The following is a 16,178-nucleotide window of genomic DNA, read 5'->3' on the forward strand; positions in this document are numbered from 1 at the left end:
GATTCAGGAGACTAGAGGTGCCGAGGAGGCCGGACTTTGTCGTGCGCGCACGGATCTTTGTCAGTTGTGCGGTCGGCCACCGGTCACTGTCCGTGCCTTGTGCGGTGGGTGTGCAAGCCGCATCCTGATATCCGTGAGGGAGGGGTGGCTTGTGGGGGGAACAGATCACCGCGTCGTCGCGCCGGCGACACTGGACACTTCGGTTGTGGCACCGCGGGAACGTGAGGACACCATCCGGCACGCCCTGTGGAAGTCATTCTCCCGGGTCGACATCGATCACCACGCCCCCCAGGAGGCCATCGGAGCCCGTATGGGGCTCGGCACCGTGGGGCCCATGAAGGTCTGCTCCGCCCAGGGGACCCCGGTGTCCTTGCGCCGTACGGAGCGGCTGGCCCGGGAGGACGCCGAGCCGTCGGTGTTCCTCGGTCTCCAGGTGGCGGGGACCAACCTGGTGGGGCAGTACGACCGCCAGTGCCTGGTCGGGCCGGGGAACCTCGTGGTCTTCGAGTCGACCGCCCCGTACACGCTGCGCTTCGAGAAGGCTTTCGACTACCTCTCCCTGCGCATCCCGCGCGAGGCGCTCGCCCTCCCGGAGCGGGTGCTGCGCGATGTCGCCGCCATCGCCCTGGGCCCGGGCAATCCCACCGCGCGCCTCGCCTTCACGTACTTCTCCCACCTGGCCGCCAGCGAGGAGTTACGCAGCGGGGCGTACGCCGAAGCGATCGTCGGACCCAGCGTGGAACTTCTCCGGGCCGTCGTGACCTCCCAGTTCGGCGGTGCCGGCCCCGGCCGGGCGGCGGTGTCGGAGGTGCCGCTCAGCCTGTGCATCACCAAGTACATCCGTGAGCACCTGGCCGACCCGGCGCTGTCGGCCCCACGCATCGCCGCCGCGCACGGCATCTCGGTCCGCCACCTCTACACCGTGCTGTCACGGTCGGGCATCAGCCTCGGAGACTGGATCCGCACGCACCGCCTGGCCGAGTGCAGGCGGGAGCTGGCCGGCCCGAGCGGCCGGGTGCGGACCATCGCGGCGATAGGCCGTACCTGGGGTTTCGTGGACGCGACCCACTTCAGCAAGGCGTTCAAGCAGGCCTACGGCATCTCACCGCGGGACTGGCGGGAGCAGCACCACCCCGCCCCTTCGCGCGGGAGAGCCGCGCGGACCGCCGTGCGGGCGGACGTGCGGGCGGACGTGCGCATGGCCACGCCGAGGCGTCGGTAGGCGTCCACAGACCTAGGCAGGCGTTCACCGCTTTCGGCCCGACGGAGGCGCCGGGTCACCGACGCTCCGCGCCGTCCACCGTGTCCGCTTCCTCGTCGTCGCGCTCACCCTCCGCCTGGGAGGGAGTGGTGTGCGGCGGGTCGGTGGCGTCGTTCCGCTCGTCGTCGCGTTCGCCCTCGGCCTGGGACGGGGTCTGTTCGCTCATCGTGGTGCCTCCTCCTGCCGGACGGGTCCTGGGCCGGGTACCCATCCGTGGCCGGCGGCACCACTCAGCGTCCGAGCCGGCCCAGTGCCGTCCGCAGGGCCGTGCGCACCTCGGCCGGCGGGGGCGGGCCGTCGCTCTCGGCGCTGGCGGTGACCGCCGCGGCGACGGTGCGCAGCTTGGTGTTGGACAGCTGGGAGGCCTCGCGCAGGATGTGCCACGCCTCTTCCGACGTGCAGGCGTGCAGCGCCATGAGCACGCCCCGCGCCTGGTCGATGACCGGGCGGGAGGCGATCGCCTGGCGCAGCTGGTCCACCTCCTCCTGGAGGACGTGCAGCCGCTCGGCCGGGCCCGTGGGGGCGGTGGAGGGCGCGGACTCAGGTGCCGGCTCCGGCTCCGGTTCCGGTTCCGGACGGTGGGCGGTGGCCTGCAGCGGGTCGGTGGTGTCCAGGCCGGCCAGCTCCAGGATCCGCAGCGGCTGGCCGTGCCAGTTCGTCACAGTCGCCGGCACCGCCTGCCGGTGGCTGTAGCCGCCCAGCTGGTCCAGGAACCGCAGCCCGGCCGTGTCCATGAACCTCACGTCGCCCATGTCAAGGTCGACCCGGTCCACGTCGGCCGGCAGCGCGGCCAGGGCCTCGGCCAGGATGTCCGCGCACCCGTGGACGAGTTCTCCGCGCGGGACGAGCAGCGCCCGGCCGGCGTGCACCCGGCCGTCGATGACCAGGGTGGCCGGCGTCCCCGCCAGACGTGGTGGTGCCCCTGGGGTCATGTCACCGCCTTGTCCGTCCTAGCTCCGTCCCTGACAGACGTTCGCCAACGTCACACAGCCCCCGTCGGCCGTCGGACCGACCGGGAAACAGGGTCCCGGCCCGCAGCGGTCCGGCGGCGCTGTCGGTTCACCTGCCCGGCGGACAGCGGACTACACCCGGGCCCGGGGAATGCCCGGCCCATCGTTGGGTAAAGGCGCTGTCCGCCGGCTCCGGCCCGGCCCTCCTCCCGACCCTCCCGCCCCCCCTCACAGCGGCGACCGCCACGTGACCGTCGTCCTGCCGCCGTCGCCCCCGCCGGTCTCCCCGTCGTCGCCGACCGTCAGCCGTACTTCCTCCCCGCCGCCCGGCGAAGCGGCGGTCGCGTCGACGGCGACCTCGACACGGGAGACGCCCGGCCGTCCGGCCGCGTCGGCCAGGGCGTGGCGCAGGGCGGTGAGCAGGCGGTCCGCGACCCGGTCCGGTACGCGGGTGTCGACGGCGCCCGTGAAGTGCGTGGACGGCGGGAAGCCGAGCAGGGCCGCGGCGGACGCGGTCTCGCGCAGTACCCGGCCGCGCAGTCCGGCCGGCGGGTCGGCCGGAGGCTGCCGCAGCGCGAAGATCGTCGTACGGACCTCCCGGACCGTGGACCGCAGTTCGTCCACCGCCCGGCCGAGGATGTCGCGGACGTCCTCGGCGCCGGGGCGGCGCTGCGTGGACTCCAGCATCATGCCGGTGGCGAACAGCCGCTGCACCACCAGATCGTGCAGATCCCGGGCGATGCGGTCGCGGTCCTCGTAGACCGCGAGGCGCTCCCGGCCGCGCCGGGCGTCGGCGAGGACGAGGGCGAGCGCGGCCTGCGAGGCGAACTGCGTGGCGAGCAGCCGTTCGACGGCCGTGTACGGGCGGTCGCCGCGGCGGCGGGGGAGGGCGAGGGTGCCGATCAGCCGGCCGCTCGCCTCCAGGGGCAGCATCATGCTCGGCCCGAACCGGTGCCGCACGTGCGTCGTCATGCGCGGATCGGTCGCCGAGTCCGCGACGAACACCGGTTCGCCGCCGAGGAGCTGCTCCAGGACCGGGCTGCCCGGCGCGATGGCCGCGCCGACGATGCCGTCCGGGTCGTCGGGCGTCGATGCGGTCACGATCTCCATGCCGCCCTCGGCGGTCGGCTGAAGGATCACGCCCGCGTTGGCGCCGGCGAGGAGCCGGGCCCGTTCGGCGACCGTCGTCAGCGCGTCGTCGGCGCTGTCCTCGGTGAGCAGCGCGGTGGTGACGGCCGCCGCGCCCTCGAGCCAGCGTTCGCGCTGCCGGGCCGTCTCGTACAGCCGGGCGTTGCCGATCGCGATGCCGGCCTGCGTGGCGAGGACCCGCAGCAGTTGCTCGTCGTCGGCGGTGAACGGGTCGCCGCCGGGCCGCCGGACGAGGCACAGCTCGCCGAACTCCTCGTCACGCTCACCGTCGCGCACGTGGATCGGCACCCGCAGCCGGGGCGCCGACTCCGGTACGCCGTACCGGCCCGGGGTGCGGATCTCGGCGAGGCCGTCCCGGCCGGGGTCGGCGGTGGTCAGGGCCGCCGAGACGGCACCGGTCAGTTCGGCGGCGCCGTCCACGATGTGCCGCAGGGTGCTGCGGAGGTCGAGGTCGGTGCCGACGCCCAGGACGGCTTCGAGGAGGCGGGTCAGTCGGGGCGCGGGCTGCGCGGTCATGCCGTCCGGCTTCTCCGGTCCGCTCGCCGGTGGGTCAGTCGGACGAGGCCGGGTTCAGGGCCAGCGGCTCGACCCGGCCCTCCAGCATGGTGCCGAGGCCCTGGACCGCGCACACGTCGGGCCGCTCCGCGATGTGCACCGGCATGCCCGTGGCCTGACGCAGCATCTGGTCGAAGCCCGGCAGCAGCGCGCTCCCGCCGACCATCATGATCCCGCGGTCGGCGAGGTCCGCGACCAGGTCCGGCGGGCAGTCCCGCAGCACCTTGCCGATCCCGTCGAGCACGGCCGTCAGCGGCGTCTGGATGGCGTTGCGCACGGTGGCGGTGTCGACCCGCACACTGCGCGCGAGCCCTGTCGCCACGTCCCGTCCGTGGATCTCGGTGGTCGTCGGTCCCTGCGGGGTGAGGCCGTTGCCGGAGAGGGCGAGTTGCAGCGGGCGTACGGACTGGCTGGGCAGCACCAGTTCGTGCTGGTGGCGCAGGAGCTGCACGATCGCGTGGTCCACGGCCTCACCGCCGACCGGGATGCGTTCGGCGGTCACGATCGAGCCGAGGGAGAGCACCGCGACCTGGGTGGCGTGCGCCCCGCACACCATGATCATCGTCGCCTCGGGCTGCTCCACGGGCAGTCCGCAGCCGACCGCCGCGGCGATCAGCGTGTCGACGAGTTCCACACGGCGCGCGCCGAGCCCGACCAGCGTCTCGATCGCCGCCCGCTGGGCCAGCGGATCGGCGTCGTGCGGGGTGCAGGCGGCGGCACGCAGCCGGGGCTTGCGGCGCAGCGCGCGGCGGATCTTGTCGCCGAGCAGGTGCCGCAGCATGCGCTGGGCCATCTCGATGTCGACGACCGTACCGCCGGACACGGGCCGGACGACACGGATGTAGGCGGGGGTGCGGCCGGTCATCTTCTCCGCGAACTCGCCGACCGCGATGAGCGCACCCGTGCGGGTGTTGACCGCGGCGGCGGACGGCTGGTCGACGACGAGCCCGGCACCCTTGACGTACACGCGGGTCCGCGCCGCACCCAGATCGACGGCGAAGTGGCAGCGACGCAGCTGCTCCAGACTGGCGGTACTGGCGGTCATGGCAGATCCTCCCGAGAGCGCGGACCGTGCGGGGCCGCCCGGTGGCCGGCCTCCTAGGCATCGTGCGCGGGGGCCGGGGCGGGCGCCTTCTGGAGGGGGCCGGGCGGGGGGCCGCCGAACGGGGGGTGTGCGATCAGCGGCCACGGGCCCCGTCGACCGTGCGGTACCAACCCCTGTCGCCACCCAGCGGCCGGAACGCGTCCGGGGCGAGGGCGGGGCCGTCACCCTCGTCGTCCTCGTCCATCTCGTTCTCGTACACCGCGTCGTAGTACAGGGAGTCCGAGAGGGCGATGATCGCCTGTGCGCCGGAGGTGTCCAGGGCCGCGTCGACCGACCCGGCGTCGGCGCGGAGGGCCTGCTCCGCACCGCCGTCCGTGCGGAACTCCACCTGCCAGAACTCGACCCGCACCCGCAGGCCGCCCACCCGTGCCAGGTGCCCGGGCAGACCCTCCACGGTCGCCCGGAGGAGGCGGGAGGCCGCCACCCGCGGCGCCAGCAGCACGAGGAGGCCCCCGTCCTGATCGTCCAGGAGTTCGTACGCCTCACCGTGGAGCCGGCTGTCCGCCAGCAGGTCCGTGACCACGCCGTGCAGGATTGAACGGGCCTCGCCGTCCAAGGGGCCGTCGGCGGAGGTGTAGCGGGCGCAGTCGCGGAAGTCGGTGTCGTCGTCGGCCGCTTCCGCCTCCGCCTCCGCCGCGACCTCCGCCATGATCTCCGCCCGCTCCAGGACCTCCGCCGGGTCGAGGTCCGGATCGTCGTCGGGATCGCCCATCCACACCCCGCGCGCGGCGAGCGACTCGGCCGCCTCCGCCTCCTCGGTCGTCTCCTCCGGCTCCTCCAGCAGGGGCGTCCAGAGGCCGTCCTCTGTGGGGAACGGGCCCTCCGGAAGCTCGTCCGGTGCGGACACGGCGCCGTTCGGGCCGTCCGGGGCCGACGGCTCCTCGTGCGCCTGCCACGGGGCGTCGTCCGCCGGCTCGTCGTGCTCCTCGCGCAGTTCCCGGCCCAGCGCCGCCAGAGCCGGGCTCCGCCCCCCGGACAGTTCGTACTCCTCGTACACCGCCAGGGCCTCCTCACCCCGGCCCTGGCGGCGCAAGGCGATCAGGTACAGGCGGCGGAAGTCCTCCCGGTGCGGGTGGGCGTGCAGCAGGCCGGCCAGGTCGGTGGACGCCCGGTCGTACTCACCGAGGGCCAGGTCGAGTTCGGCACGCTTGGTGTGCAGGGCGAGGCGGAGCCGGACGAGGCGGGTGCGGGCGGTGCGGGCGGCGGGACCGGGCACGCCCGCCAGCGGCTCGGCGCCGTCCCAGAGCGCCAGCGCCCCGGTGACGAGGTCGCGGGCCTCTTCGCGCGCGCCGTCCAGCCGCGCCGCGTCGGCGCGCCGTACCAGCTCGTCGCACCGCACCACGTCCACTTCGTCGGCGCTGGTGTGCAGGGCGCAGCCGTGGGCGGACGTCGCCAGTACGCCCGGGCCCAGGACGTCCGCCAGCCGCGCCGCCAGCCGGGTCACCTCGGCCCGCGGGTTGCGCGGCTCGTCGCCCGGGTCCCACAGGCCCCACCGCAGCTCCTCGTGCGTCACCGTGCGGCCGTGCTTGAGCAGCAGCATGGCGAGCAGCGCGCGGATGTCCGGCGGCAGGCCGGGGGAGCCGTCCGGCAGCCGCACCCGCAGCGGTCCCAGGACGTGGTACCGGCGCCGCTCGTACGCCTCGGCCGCCCGGGCCGGCAGCTGCGGGTCCGCGAGCAGCCCCAGGCCCTGGGCCTGCGTCGCCGACGAGGCGGACATCAGCTGGTCGAAGGCGTGCGCGTAGTGGATCCGCAGGCTGCCGGGCAGCCGGTCGAGGTGGCGGGAGTCGATCGGGACCGTCAGGCGCGAGGTGCCCGACGTCAGCAGCAGCAGGACGTCGCACAGGGCCCGCAGGTCCTCGGAGCGGCCGGCCGGGCCCGAGGTGCGCCCCGGTTCGAAGAGGCTCAGCCGGACCGTGCCGTCCGGCAGCAGGACCACCCGGGAGGCCTCCAGACCGCCGTGCGTGACGCCCGCCTCGTGCAGGGCGGTGAGCGCCGTCGCCAGCTGCGCCCCCACCGACACCGTCAGCGGCACCGGCAGCCGTCGGCCGCCCGACCGGGTGAGGGCGTTCAGGGCGATGCCGTCGAGGTGCTCCATGACGACGTACGGGATGTCGTCCTCGATGCCGCGGTCGAGGACGGTGACCAGGTTCGGGTGGGCGATCTCCGTCAGGCGGCGCGCGTCGCGCAGGAACGCCTCGCGCGACGCGGGGTCGGTGTTCGCGTCGTGCAGCCGGACCATCACCGTCCGGTTCGCCGCGGTGTCCTCGGCCAGCCACATCCTCCCGGTCGGCGCGAGCCGGCGCACCGGCCGGTAGCGCGCGCTCACCGCGCGCGGGAAAGGCGACGCGGCAGCCGGCCGCTCCCGCGCGGCCAGCTGCCGCGCGCTCTCCTCGCTGATCGCCGCGAACGACTCGTTCCCGTCGGCCCGCTCGGTGCCGTCCCGGTCGGGGATCAGCGCGCGGAACTCGCCGGGCGACCGCCCCGCCCGCTCGTCGATCAGGCCGCCGGTCCGCAGCAGCAGCTCGTGGGTGCGGTTGCGCGCGGTACGGGGCAGACCGCGCAGCAGCAGGTCGCGCACGCCGGGGCGGAACGCGTACGAGCCGGGCGGCCCGGCGACCGTGGTGAGCAGCCCGCTGAGGATGACCTCGGCCAGGTGCTGGGGGAGCGGGTGCGGCTCGACGGCGGCCTGCACCAGCCGCATCACCGGCAGGTCCGGACGCCCCAGCGCGAGGTGGCCGGCCAGCCGGAAGGCCTCCGGCGACGCGCTCGCGCGAAAACGCAGGACCAGCTCCTCGGCGGACAGCCGCGCCACGTCCGTACGGTCGTCGGCGTCGGCCGGCAACGGGCGGCGCAGTGCGGCGGCGGCGCCCGGGTACTCGGTGCCGCCCGGGCTCGCGACCAGTGCGGCCCAGTTCGCCAGCCACTCGGGTCCCGGTTCGAGTACGGGTACGTGCACGGTCTCGCCGGGCGCCGGGGGCGCGGTGCCGTCGTCGTACGGCGTGAAGGCGAGCGACGCGCTGGGCGCGGCCCGGTGCGGGGCCGACAGCCGGCCGGGGACCGGTGGCAGGGCGGTGTCCCGCCACAACTGCTCGGGCAGCGGCTGCAGGACGGCCAGGGGCGTACGGCGCGCCCAGCGGCGCAGGGTGCCGAACCACCGGGTGCCGGCCGGGCCCTCGCGCCACTGCGGTCCCATGCAGTCGCTGATCAGCAGGGTGACGGTACGGCCGTCGGCGGGCGCGTCGGCTCCCTCGCCGCGGACGGTGCCGTCGGGTTCCGCGCGGTGCAGGGTGACCGTGCGGAAGACGCCCGACTGGGCGAGCGTGGCGTGCAGTTCGCGCACCAGGGGCTGCCAGACGGGCATCGTGGGGCCCGCGTCGTGCACCAGGTTCAGCCGCAGCCAGCGCTCCCGCACGGGCCGCAGCACCGGCAGCCACCACTCGGGTCCTGCGCCCAGCCGCGCGATGCGGTCGGCGGTCGCGGCCTCGTCCACCTCGTGCCCCACCGGAGCGTCGGTACGGCGCTTCAGCGGGCGCAGGGAACGCTGCAGCGCAAGCGTGTGCCGCAGCATCGGCGGAGCGGGCGCCAGCAGGGCGCTGTGCGGTTCGACCGCCGAGGAGCCCGGTGCGGGGGCCGGGGACGGCAGCCGCAGGGGGGTGCGCGCCTCGGGTACGGGCGGCGGTTTCCGCGGCCGGTCCGGCCGGTCCGGCCGGGGTGGTCCGCCCGGCCCGTGCTGCTCCGGCGCCATCCGGGGCGCGGGCCGTGTCGGCGCCGGGGGTTCCGTCTCGGCCTCCGGAGTCGCCGGAGCCGGCGGAGCCGCCGGAGTCGACCGGTCCGGCTCCCCGGGCTGCTCCATCTGTGCTGCCAGCCAGAGGAGTTCGGCCAGCTCCAGCGGGGTCGGGCGGACGCCCGAGGCCGCCTGGCCGAGGATGTCGGCCAGGCGGGGAAGGGGCTCCGGTGGGCCGGGGCGGTCGGCGGGCATCAGAAGGCGTCTGGCTGCGGGGAACGGCCCAGGTACGGCATCAGCTGCTCCGCCAGCTCGTCGAGCGATTCGGTGCCGAGGCCGGAGGAGCGGGCCAGGTAGATCGCGTTGAGGAGCTGGTCGGTGGCCAGTTCACCGCTGCCCACCCGGGACAGGAACCGGTCGATCAGCTGCTGCGCGTACCCGTCGGGCTCGCCCAGGTGGGCGCGGACGATCTCGGTGAGGTGCGCGTCGTCCGGCTGCCGCAGACGCAGCGAGACGCAGCGGCGCAGGAACGCGGGCGGGAACTCGCGCTCGCCGTTGCTGGTGAGGACGACGAAGGGGAAGGATTTGCAGCGGACCCGGCCGCGCTCGACGGGGACCCGCTGGTCGGTGCCGTCGATCAGCACCTCGGCACGCCCATTGGGGATGTCCCGGGAGGCCCGCACCAGTTCGGGGATCTCGTACTGGCCCTCCTCCAGGACGTGCAGCAGGTCGTTGGGCAGGTCGAGGTCGCTCTTGTCGATCTCGTCGATGAGCAGGGCGCGCGGGCGGGCGTAGGGGAGGAGAGCGGTGCCGAGCGGGCCGAGGCGCAGGTGGTTCTCGATGCCCGTCCCGGCCGCCGGGTCGTCGGGGCGCTCGGTGGCGTGGCGTGCCGCGTACAGGCGGGAGAGCGGGTCGTACGTGTAGAGGCCGTCGTGGAGGGTGCTGCGGCTGGTGATGTTCCACCGGAGGACCGGGCCGAGCCGCAGTTCGCGGGCGACCGCGTAGGCGAGGGACGACTTGCCGGTGCCGGGCGGGCCGGTGACCAGCAGGGGGCGCCGCAGGTACAAGGCGGCGTTGACCAACTGCACCGTGTGCGCGGAGGCCTGGTAGGTCGCGGCCCGGTGGACGCGGTCGGGCGAGGTGGCCGGGGCGTCGCCGTCCTCGTCCGGCGGGTCGAGCACGGGGTGGCCGTCGAAGGCCCGCCAGGGCGGCGGCGGGGGCAACTTGGTGATGCCGTCGTGGGGGGCCGGCGCGCCGGTGTAGACGGGCCACAGGGGCATGGTTCTTCTCTCCGAGCGATCGGTGCGGCGGGCGGGTCGTTTCGGCGGCGGGTGGTGCGGCGGCAGGTGGTCCGGTCGGCGGCGGGTGGTTCGGGCGGCGGGCGGTTCAGCGGCGGTGGCGTTTCGGCGGCGGGCGGTGGGGCGTGGGCGTTTTGGTGGCGGGTGGTCCGGTCGGCGGGCGGTGGCGGTTCAGCGGCGAGCGTTTCGGCGTGGGCGGGCCGGTGGTGGTGGGTCGCGGGGAGTGATTCGGTGGTGGGTGGTTCAGCCGACGGGCGAGTGGAGCAGGGCCGCGGGCTCCGCGAAGCAGCGGGGGTCGTCCCACAGCAGCTGGACGTCTCTCGCCCAGTGCTCGTCGGGGACGTCGGCCGCGTCCGCCGCCTCGCGCAGCTCCATGACCAGGCGGGGGAGTTCGGACGGCGGCACCCCGGCCACGGACACGGTGAGTTCGTCGAGGAACGCCGTACCGGAGCAGGGGCCGTCGTGCCCGTCGCCGGGGCACCCCCTGCGCGGCCACAGCAGCACCGGCACGGGGACGTGGAGACCGACCTCGAAGTGCTCCCGGGCCGCCGCGGGCGCGGTGGCGAAACCGGCCAGCTCCGCGTCGTCCCGCAGCCGCCTGCGCAGGCCGGCCGGCCGCTCCCGGGTGCCGCAGTCCACGCGGTGCAGTGTGCCGCCCGTGCTGACCCCGAGCTTGCGCCACTTCTTGCGCAACTGGTGGCGGAGCCGCCCGCTGCGGTGGCGGTGGCGGTCGGTCACCACGAGCGGATAGGCGCAGCCGAGCGGCGTGGGGTCGTCCTCGCTGCACGCCCAGTGCGCCACCGGTTCGTTCAGCCACTCGCGCGGCAGCACGAAGGTGAGCAGCTCCTCGGCGCCGGGATCGAGCTGGGTGAACGCCTCGTCGATGCGCTCCTGCACGAACGACCGCACCGCGCCCCTGGCCAGCCGGCGCGTGCCCACCGGGCGGCGCTGCCCGTCCCGGTAGGCGGACACCTCCACGGTGACCTGGTCGGCGCCGGCGCCGCTGTGATCGATCTCCACGACGATGGGCGACCACGTCGCGGGGCGCGGCGGCGGTGCGTGCAGCAGTTCCTCCAGCCGGTCGGCGAGCCGGGCCACGGCACCCGGCTCAGGCACCTCCCACTGCACGTACGCGGCGGCCTCCCGCAGGGAGTCGAAGCCACCCTCCGGGGGCGGCGGGTCGAAGGGGTCCATGGCGGAGACGTACAGCCGGTTCGGGTCGCACGCCAGGCCGGTGCCCTCGGCCCGGCGCACCAGCGCGTACAACCGCCTGCGCGCGTCCGCCCGGTGGCCCGGCGTGGGTACCAGTTCGCCCAGCTCCGGCCAGTAGCGCGCCATGATCTCGACGGGCAGCATCCGGCCGACGCGTACGTCCTTGGCGCCCGCGACCGCGGTGACCATGCCGACGACCGTGCCGTCGGCCAGTGCCAGGGCCGCGCCGCTGAACCCGGCCGCGAGCGGCTGCCCGTGTGCCGTGAGCGCCTCCAACTGGACCCACTCGTCCGAGATGAGCGGGCCGGGCAGGGCCCGGTAGGAGGCGAGCATGCCCTCGTCGTAGCCCTTGGGGAAGCCGTAGGCGACCAACTGGGGCGCGGGCGTTCCCTGTTCCGAGCCGGGCCGGGCGAAGACGGCCGGTCCGAGCGGCACCTCACGGTCCAGTTCCAGTACGGCCAGGTCACCGGGGTCGGCGGGGCCGCCCTGCCAGCCGCCGTGCACGGCGACCGTGGCGGACAGCTCGCCCAGCTCCCGGCGGCCCGGGAAGGTCACCGTGACCGCCGCGCCCTCGCTCCACCGGACGACGTGGGCGCAGGTGAGCAACCGGCGTGCGGAGACGAGGAATCCGGCGCCGACCTCCTTGCCGCACTCGACGCGGGCGTGCCACGCGGTCCCGCTCATGACCGGCCGGCGGCTTCCGGGCCGTCCGGGCGCGTCGGGGACGGCTCCGGCGACCAGCTCAGCTTCACGACCAGATGGCCTTCCGCCGAGCCCTTCGCGATGATCGCGCCGGCCTCCGCGCTCAGTTTGACCCCGAACTCCAGCTCCACCGAGTCGGGTCTGAGCGAGCCGTCCCGGAACACCCGCAGCGCGGACTCGGCCGCCGCCCGCACGCCTTCCAAAGAGCCCTCGAACGTGCGCGCCGCCTGGGCCGGACCGTCGCCGCGCGAGACCAGCCGCGCGCCGTCCTCGTCCTCGACACCCTCGACGACCACCGGCGTGCCGTCCTCGGTCCTGAACTCGACCCACCCGTCCATGACGCCGCTCGCTCCCCGTCTGCCGTACCTGTGCGGAAGGTCATTGTGACGGACCGTACTCGGCCCTGTCCCGCCCATCGCCTCCGGCCCACCGCCGCTCTGGCGGAAACCCGCCAGGGCACCAATCCGCCACCTCCGGTCAACTCCGCTGCCCCACAAGCCCCCTGAGACTTCTCCCAGCACTCGTCGCAGCACTCTACGACGTTACGAAGAGAGGCGTGGATGAGCAGAGGACCAGTCAGACGTGGGGCGACCCTCCTGTCGGCGGGGCTCGTGATCGCGCTGCTGCCGGCCGGCACGGCGGCGGCGCAGGAGCCGGCCCCGGACACGGCGCGGACACCGGCCGCCGCCGGCACTGCCGCGGCCGCCGCCCGCACCGTCACCCTCGTCACCGGCGACCGGGTGACCGTCACCGGCCTCGGCGGCGGCCGGAAGACCGTCACGGTCGAGCGGCCCGAGGGCGCCACCGGCGCCGTGCACACCCGCAGTTCGGGCGGCCGGACCACCGTCGTACCGGACGAGGCCCTGCCGTACCTGCGTGACGGCAGCCTCGACGAACGCCTCTTCGACGTCGGTGAGCTGCTGGAGCAGGGGCTCGCCGACTCCGAGACCGGTGAACTGCCGCTGATCGTGACCTACGAGAAAGGCGCGCGGGCCGCCACCCCGCGCGGATCCGAGCGGACGCGGGCGCTGCCCAGCGTGCGCGGAGCCGCCGTCGAGGCCGGCAAGGGGCGTGAATTCTGGCGGGAATTCACCCGCCGTGGCGCCGGCATCGACGGCGTGTGGCTCGACGGGCGGGTCACCGCCGCGATGGCCGAGTCCAACGCGCAGATCGGCACCCCCGAGGCCTGGCAGGCCGGGCTGACCGGCAAGGGCGTCACCGTGGCCGTGCTGGACAGCGGCGTGGACGCGGACCATCCCGACCTCGCCGGACGGGTCGGGGAGAGCCGGAGCTTCATAGCCGGCGAGGAGGTCGCCGACCGCAACGGCCACGGCACGCACGTCGCCTCCACCGTCGGCGGCAGCGGCGCGGCCTCCGACGGCAAGGAGCAGGGCGTCGCGCCGGGCGCCGACCTCGCGGTCGGGAAGGTCCTGGACGACTCGGGCTCGGGCAGCGAGTCGGAGATCATCGCCGGCATGGAGTGGGCCGCCCGGGACGTGGACGCCGACATCGTGTCCATGAGCCTCGGCTCGACCGAGCCCAGCGACGGCACCGACCCGATGGCGCGGGCCGTCGACACCCTGTCCCGCGAGACGGGCGCCCTGTTCGTCATCGCCGCCGGGAACACCGGCGCCCCGTCCTCCATCGGCTCGCCCGGCGCCGCCGACGCGGCCCTGACCGTCGGAGCCGTCGACCCGGCCGACGAGGCGGCCTACTTCACCAGCGCGGGACCACGCCACGGCGACAACGCGCTCAAGCCCGACCTGTCCGCCCCCGGTGTCGACATCCTCGCCGCCCGTTCCGGTCTGACCGGGGGCAGTGGCGACTACATCTCCATGAGCGGTACGTCGATGGCGACGCCGCACGTCGCCGGGGTCGCCGCCCTGCTCGCCGAGCAGCACCCCGACTGGACCGGCGCGCGGCTCAAGGACGCGCTGATGTCCACGTCGAAGGAACTGGACGCGTCCGCCTACCAGCTGGGCGCGGGCCGGGTCAGCGTGCCGGACGCGATCGGCGCCGAGGTCACCGCCACCGGCAGCGCCGACCTGGGCTTCCACTCCTGGCCGTACGACGCGAACGAGCCGGTGACCCGCACCGTCACCTACACCAACGACTCCGACGCCGCCGTCGAGTTGCGGCTGTCCGTGCGGGGCGCCCCCGAGGGCGTCGCCACCCTCGCCGACACCACCCTCACCGTGCCCGCGCACGGCACCGCCTCCACCACCGTCACCGGCGACGGGTCCAAGGCGCCGGTCGGCACGACGAGCGGCCGGATCGTGGCGTCCGGCGCCGACGGCACGCCCGTCGCGCACACGGCGTTCGGGATGGTCAAGGAGGACGAGCGGTACACGCTCACCGTGCACGTCAAGGACCGGGCGGGCGCCGCGGCCCCGGCCGACCTGGTCGTCCAGCGCCTCGCCGAGGGCGTCGACCCCGTCCCCGCGCACGTCGGTGACTCCGGCACCCTGAAGCTGCGCCTCGCGCCGGGCACGTACAGCCTGACCTCCTTCCTGGACGTGCGCGGCAGCCACGGCGCCGACTCGCTCGGGCTGGGCTTCCTCGCGGCGCCCGAGGTCGTCGTCGACCGGGACCGCGAGATCACCCTCGACGGACGCGAGCTGCGCGAGATCAGCGCCGACGTCGACAAGCGCACCGAGACTCGGCAGCTGCTCATGGAGTACGACCGGAGCGCGAACGGCTCCGACCTGTTCGGCGCGGTCCAGGTGCCCCTGACGTACGACAGCGTCTTCGCCGCGCCCACCGGGAAGGTCACCGAGGGCGACTTCGAGTACCGGACCGTGTGGCGGCTCGGCAAGCCGCTGCTGGAGGTCAGGGGGATCGGTGAGGCCGTCGTCCAGGCGGGCGGCACCCTGATCGAGGGGCGCGGCCGGATGCCGCTGGTCGACGTCGGCGACGGCCCGTTCCCGGACGCGGTCCGGGGCAAGGCGGCCCTCGCCCGGCTCACCGAGGGCACCGAACCGGCGGACCTGGCCCAGGCCGCCCAGGACGCGGGCGTGCAGGCGCTGTTCGTGACCGACGACGCGGCCGGGCGGCTGATGGCCTGGTGGGGCACGGCGGACAACGCCGACCGGCCGTTGCAGATCGCCACGGTCGGTGCGGCCGACGCGCGTCGGCTGCGGGACGCCGGGCGGGTCGACATGACCGGGACGCGCAACACGCCCTACACGTACGACCTCTCCGAAGGGCATCGCGGCGGCGTGCCCGACCGGGACCTCACCTACGAGCCCGGGCGTCGCGACCTCGCCACGCTGCGGACCAGGTACCACGCCGCCGAGCCGGCGAGTGGCGGCGAGTTCCGGTACTCGATCACCGACACGTTCCCGATCGGCATCGGCTTCCGGGAGCGGATCGACTACCCCGTCGAGCGCACCGAGTACGTGTCCACCGGCCCGGGCCAGCTGTGGCACGAGTCCGTGACGGCCGCCGACGGTGCGCTGGAGCAGCGGTCCGGAACGGTCCGGTACGAGGGAGGGGCGCGTACGGAGCTGAACTGGTTCAAGCCCGTGTGGCACCCGTATCTCGGCACCGGACTCGGCTGGGGACAGCAGCGCGCGGGCGACCGGCTCCAGTTCAACGCCCCCGGCTGGGGCGACTCCGGCCCGGACCACACCGGTTTCGGTGACGTGTGGAGCGAGGGCAGCGGGATGTCGCAGACCACGTCGGTGTACCTGGACGGCGAACTGGTCGACCAGGGGCCGAGTTCCGCCGCGTACGTGGACGACGCGCCGGCCGACGAGCACACGTACCGGCTCGTCACCGACACCGCGCTCGACGCCGGTCGCTGGCGCCTCGGGACCGAGGGGCACGCGGAGTGGACCTTCCGCTCGGCCGCCACACCGGATGACCGCTGGACCTACCTGCCCCTGATCAACCTCTCCTTCGACGTCGGCACCGACCTCGCGGGCGAGGTGCGCGGCGGGAAGAGGCTGCGGGTCGGCATCGGCGCGGAGTACGTGGCGGGCGCCCCGGGCACCGGGACGATCGGCGGCGGGAAACTGGAGGTGTCGTACGACGACGGCGAGACCTGGCAGCAGGTCCGGCTGCGCGGCGGCGACCGGAAGGGCGACGGGCAGACGTCCTGGCACGGGACGCTGAGCGTGCCCCGCGACGCCGGGCACGTCTCGCTGCGGGCCTCGGCGCGCGACGACCGGGGCGGCTCGGTCACGCAGGAGATCGTGCGGGCCGTGGCCGTGCGGTGACA

10 protein-coding genes are annotated in these 16,178 nt (G+C 74.9%); 2 read left to right on the forward strand and 8 right to left on the reverse strand.

What is annotated here, in order from left to right; all coding sequences use genetic code 11:
- Positions 1-151: 151 nt before the first annotated feature.
- Entirely contained in the window at positions 152-1,222 is a 1,071-nt protein-coding gene (locus tag RI578_RS27225) for a helix-turn-helix domain-containing protein (RefSeq protein ID WP_310873526.1), read from the forward strand.
- Positions 1,223-1,277: 55 nt separating this feature from the next.
- On the opposite strand, the gene RI578_RS27230 is transcribed toward RI578_RS27225, so the two are convergent.
- The 8 genes from RI578_RS27230 to RI578_RS27265 all read right to left on the reverse strand — a co-directional run bounded on the left by RI578_RS27230 (position 1,278) and on the right by RI578_RS27265 (position 12,294).
- The gene (locus RI578_RS27230; RefSeq protein WP_210963514.1) at positions 1,278-1,427 is read right to left on the reverse strand and encodes a hypothetical protein; all 150 of its coding nucleotides are present in this window, start codon (positions 1,425-1,427) and stop codon (positions 1,278-1,280) included.
- 64 nt (positions 1,428-1,491) lie between these two features.
- Positions 1,492-2,193, reverse strand: coding sequence for an ANTAR domain-containing protein (locus RI578_RS27235; protein WP_310873527.1), 702 nt, complete (start codon positions 2,191-2,193; stop codon positions 1,492-1,494).
- A 246-nt stretch (positions 2,194-2,439) separates the two neighbouring features.
- A complete protein-coding gene (locus tag RI578_RS27240) occupies positions 2,440-3,876 on the reverse strand; it encodes a GAF domain-containing protein (RefSeq protein ID WP_310873528.1) in 1,437 nt (478 codons plus the stop codon).
- A gap of 34 nt (positions 3,877-3,910) precedes the next feature.
- Entirely contained in the window at positions 3,911-4,960 is a 1,050-nt protein-coding gene (locus RI578_RS27245) for a rod shape-determining protein (protein WP_310873529.1), read from the reverse strand.
- Between the two features lie 133 nt (positions 4,961-5,093).
- On the reverse strand, positions 5,094-8,999 hold the full coding sequence (locus tag RI578_RS27250) for an SAV_2336 N-terminal domain-related protein (protein ID WP_310873530.1): 3,906 nt from the start codon (positions 8,997-8,999) through the stop codon (positions 5,094-5,096).
- Positions 8,999-10,024, reverse strand: coding sequence for a MoxR family ATPase (locus RI578_RS27255; protein ID WP_310873531.1), 1,026 nt, complete (start codon positions 10,022-10,024; stop codon positions 8,999-9,001). The genes RI578_RS27250 and RI578_RS27255 overlap by 1 nt, the downstream gene beginning before the upstream one ends.
- Before the next feature lie 261 nt (positions 10,025-10,285).
- Positions 10,286-11,938: a trypsin-like peptidase domain-containing protein gene (locus RI578_RS27260; RefSeq protein ID WP_310873532.1), complete on the reverse strand. Its 1,653-nt coding sequence runs from the start codon at positions 11,936-11,938 to the stop codon at positions 10,286-10,288.
- The gene (locus tag RI578_RS27265) at positions 11,935-12,294 is read right to left on the reverse strand and encodes a CU044_2847 family protein (RefSeq protein ID WP_121746815.1); all 360 of its coding nucleotides are present in this window, start codon (positions 12,292-12,294) and stop codon (positions 11,935-11,937) included. Before RI578_RS27265 ends, RI578_RS27260 begins: the two co-directional genes overlap by 4 nt.
- Positions 12,295-12,516: 222 nt before the next feature.
- Here RI578_RS27265 and RI578_RS27270 point away from each other — a divergent pair, with 222 nt between their 5' ends.
- Entirely contained in the window at positions 12,517-16,176 is a 3,660-nt protein-coding gene (locus RI578_RS27270) for a S8 family serine peptidase (RefSeq protein WP_310873533.1), read from the forward strand.
- Positions 16,177-16,178: the final 2 nt, after the last annotated feature.

Source organism: Streptomyces sp. BB1-1-1, assembly GCF_031597775.1.
GTDB lineage: Bacteria > Actinomycetota > Actinomycetes > Streptomycetales > Streptomycetaceae > Streptomyces > Streptomyces thinghirensis.

Excerpts from the sequence above, each read along its gene's own strand:
- RI578_RS27230 (WP_210963514.1), bottom strand. The coding sequence starts at position 1,427 with ATGAGCGAACAGACCCCGTCCCAGGCCGAGGGCGAACGCGACGACGAG.
- RI578_RS27235 (WP_310873527.1), bottom strand. The coding sequence starts at position 2,193 with ATGACCCCAGGGGCACCACCACGTCTGGCGGGGACGCCGGCCACCCTG.
- RI578_RS27240 (WP_310873528.1), bottom strand. The coding sequence starts at position 3,876 with ATGACCGCGCAGCCCGCGCCCCGACTGACCCGCCTCCTCGAAGCCGTC.
- RI578_RS27245 (WP_310873529.1), bottom strand. The coding sequence starts at position 4,960 with ATGACCGCCAGTACCGCCAGTCTGGAGCAGCTGCGTCGCTGCCACTTC.
- RI578_RS27250 (WP_310873530.1), bottom strand. The coding sequence starts at position 8,999 with ATGCCCGCCGACCGCCCCGGCCCACCGGAGCCCCTTCCCCGCCTGGCC.
- RI578_RS27255 (WP_310873531.1), bottom strand. The coding sequence starts at position 10,024 with ATGCCCCTGTGGCCCGTCTACACCGGCGCGCCGGCCCCCCACGACGGC.
- RI578_RS27260 (WP_310873532.1), bottom strand. The coding sequence starts at position 11,938 with ATGAGCGGGACCGCGTGGCACGCCCGCGTCGAGTGCGGCAAGGAGGTC.
- RI578_RS27265 (WP_121746815.1), bottom strand. The coding sequence starts at position 12,294 with ATGGACGGGTGGGTCGAGTTCAGGACCGAGGACGGCACGCCGGTGGTC.
- RI578_RS27270 (WP_310873533.1), top strand. The coding sequence starts at position 12,517 with ATGAGCAGAGGACCAGTCAGACGTGGGGCGACCCTCCTGTCGGCGGGG.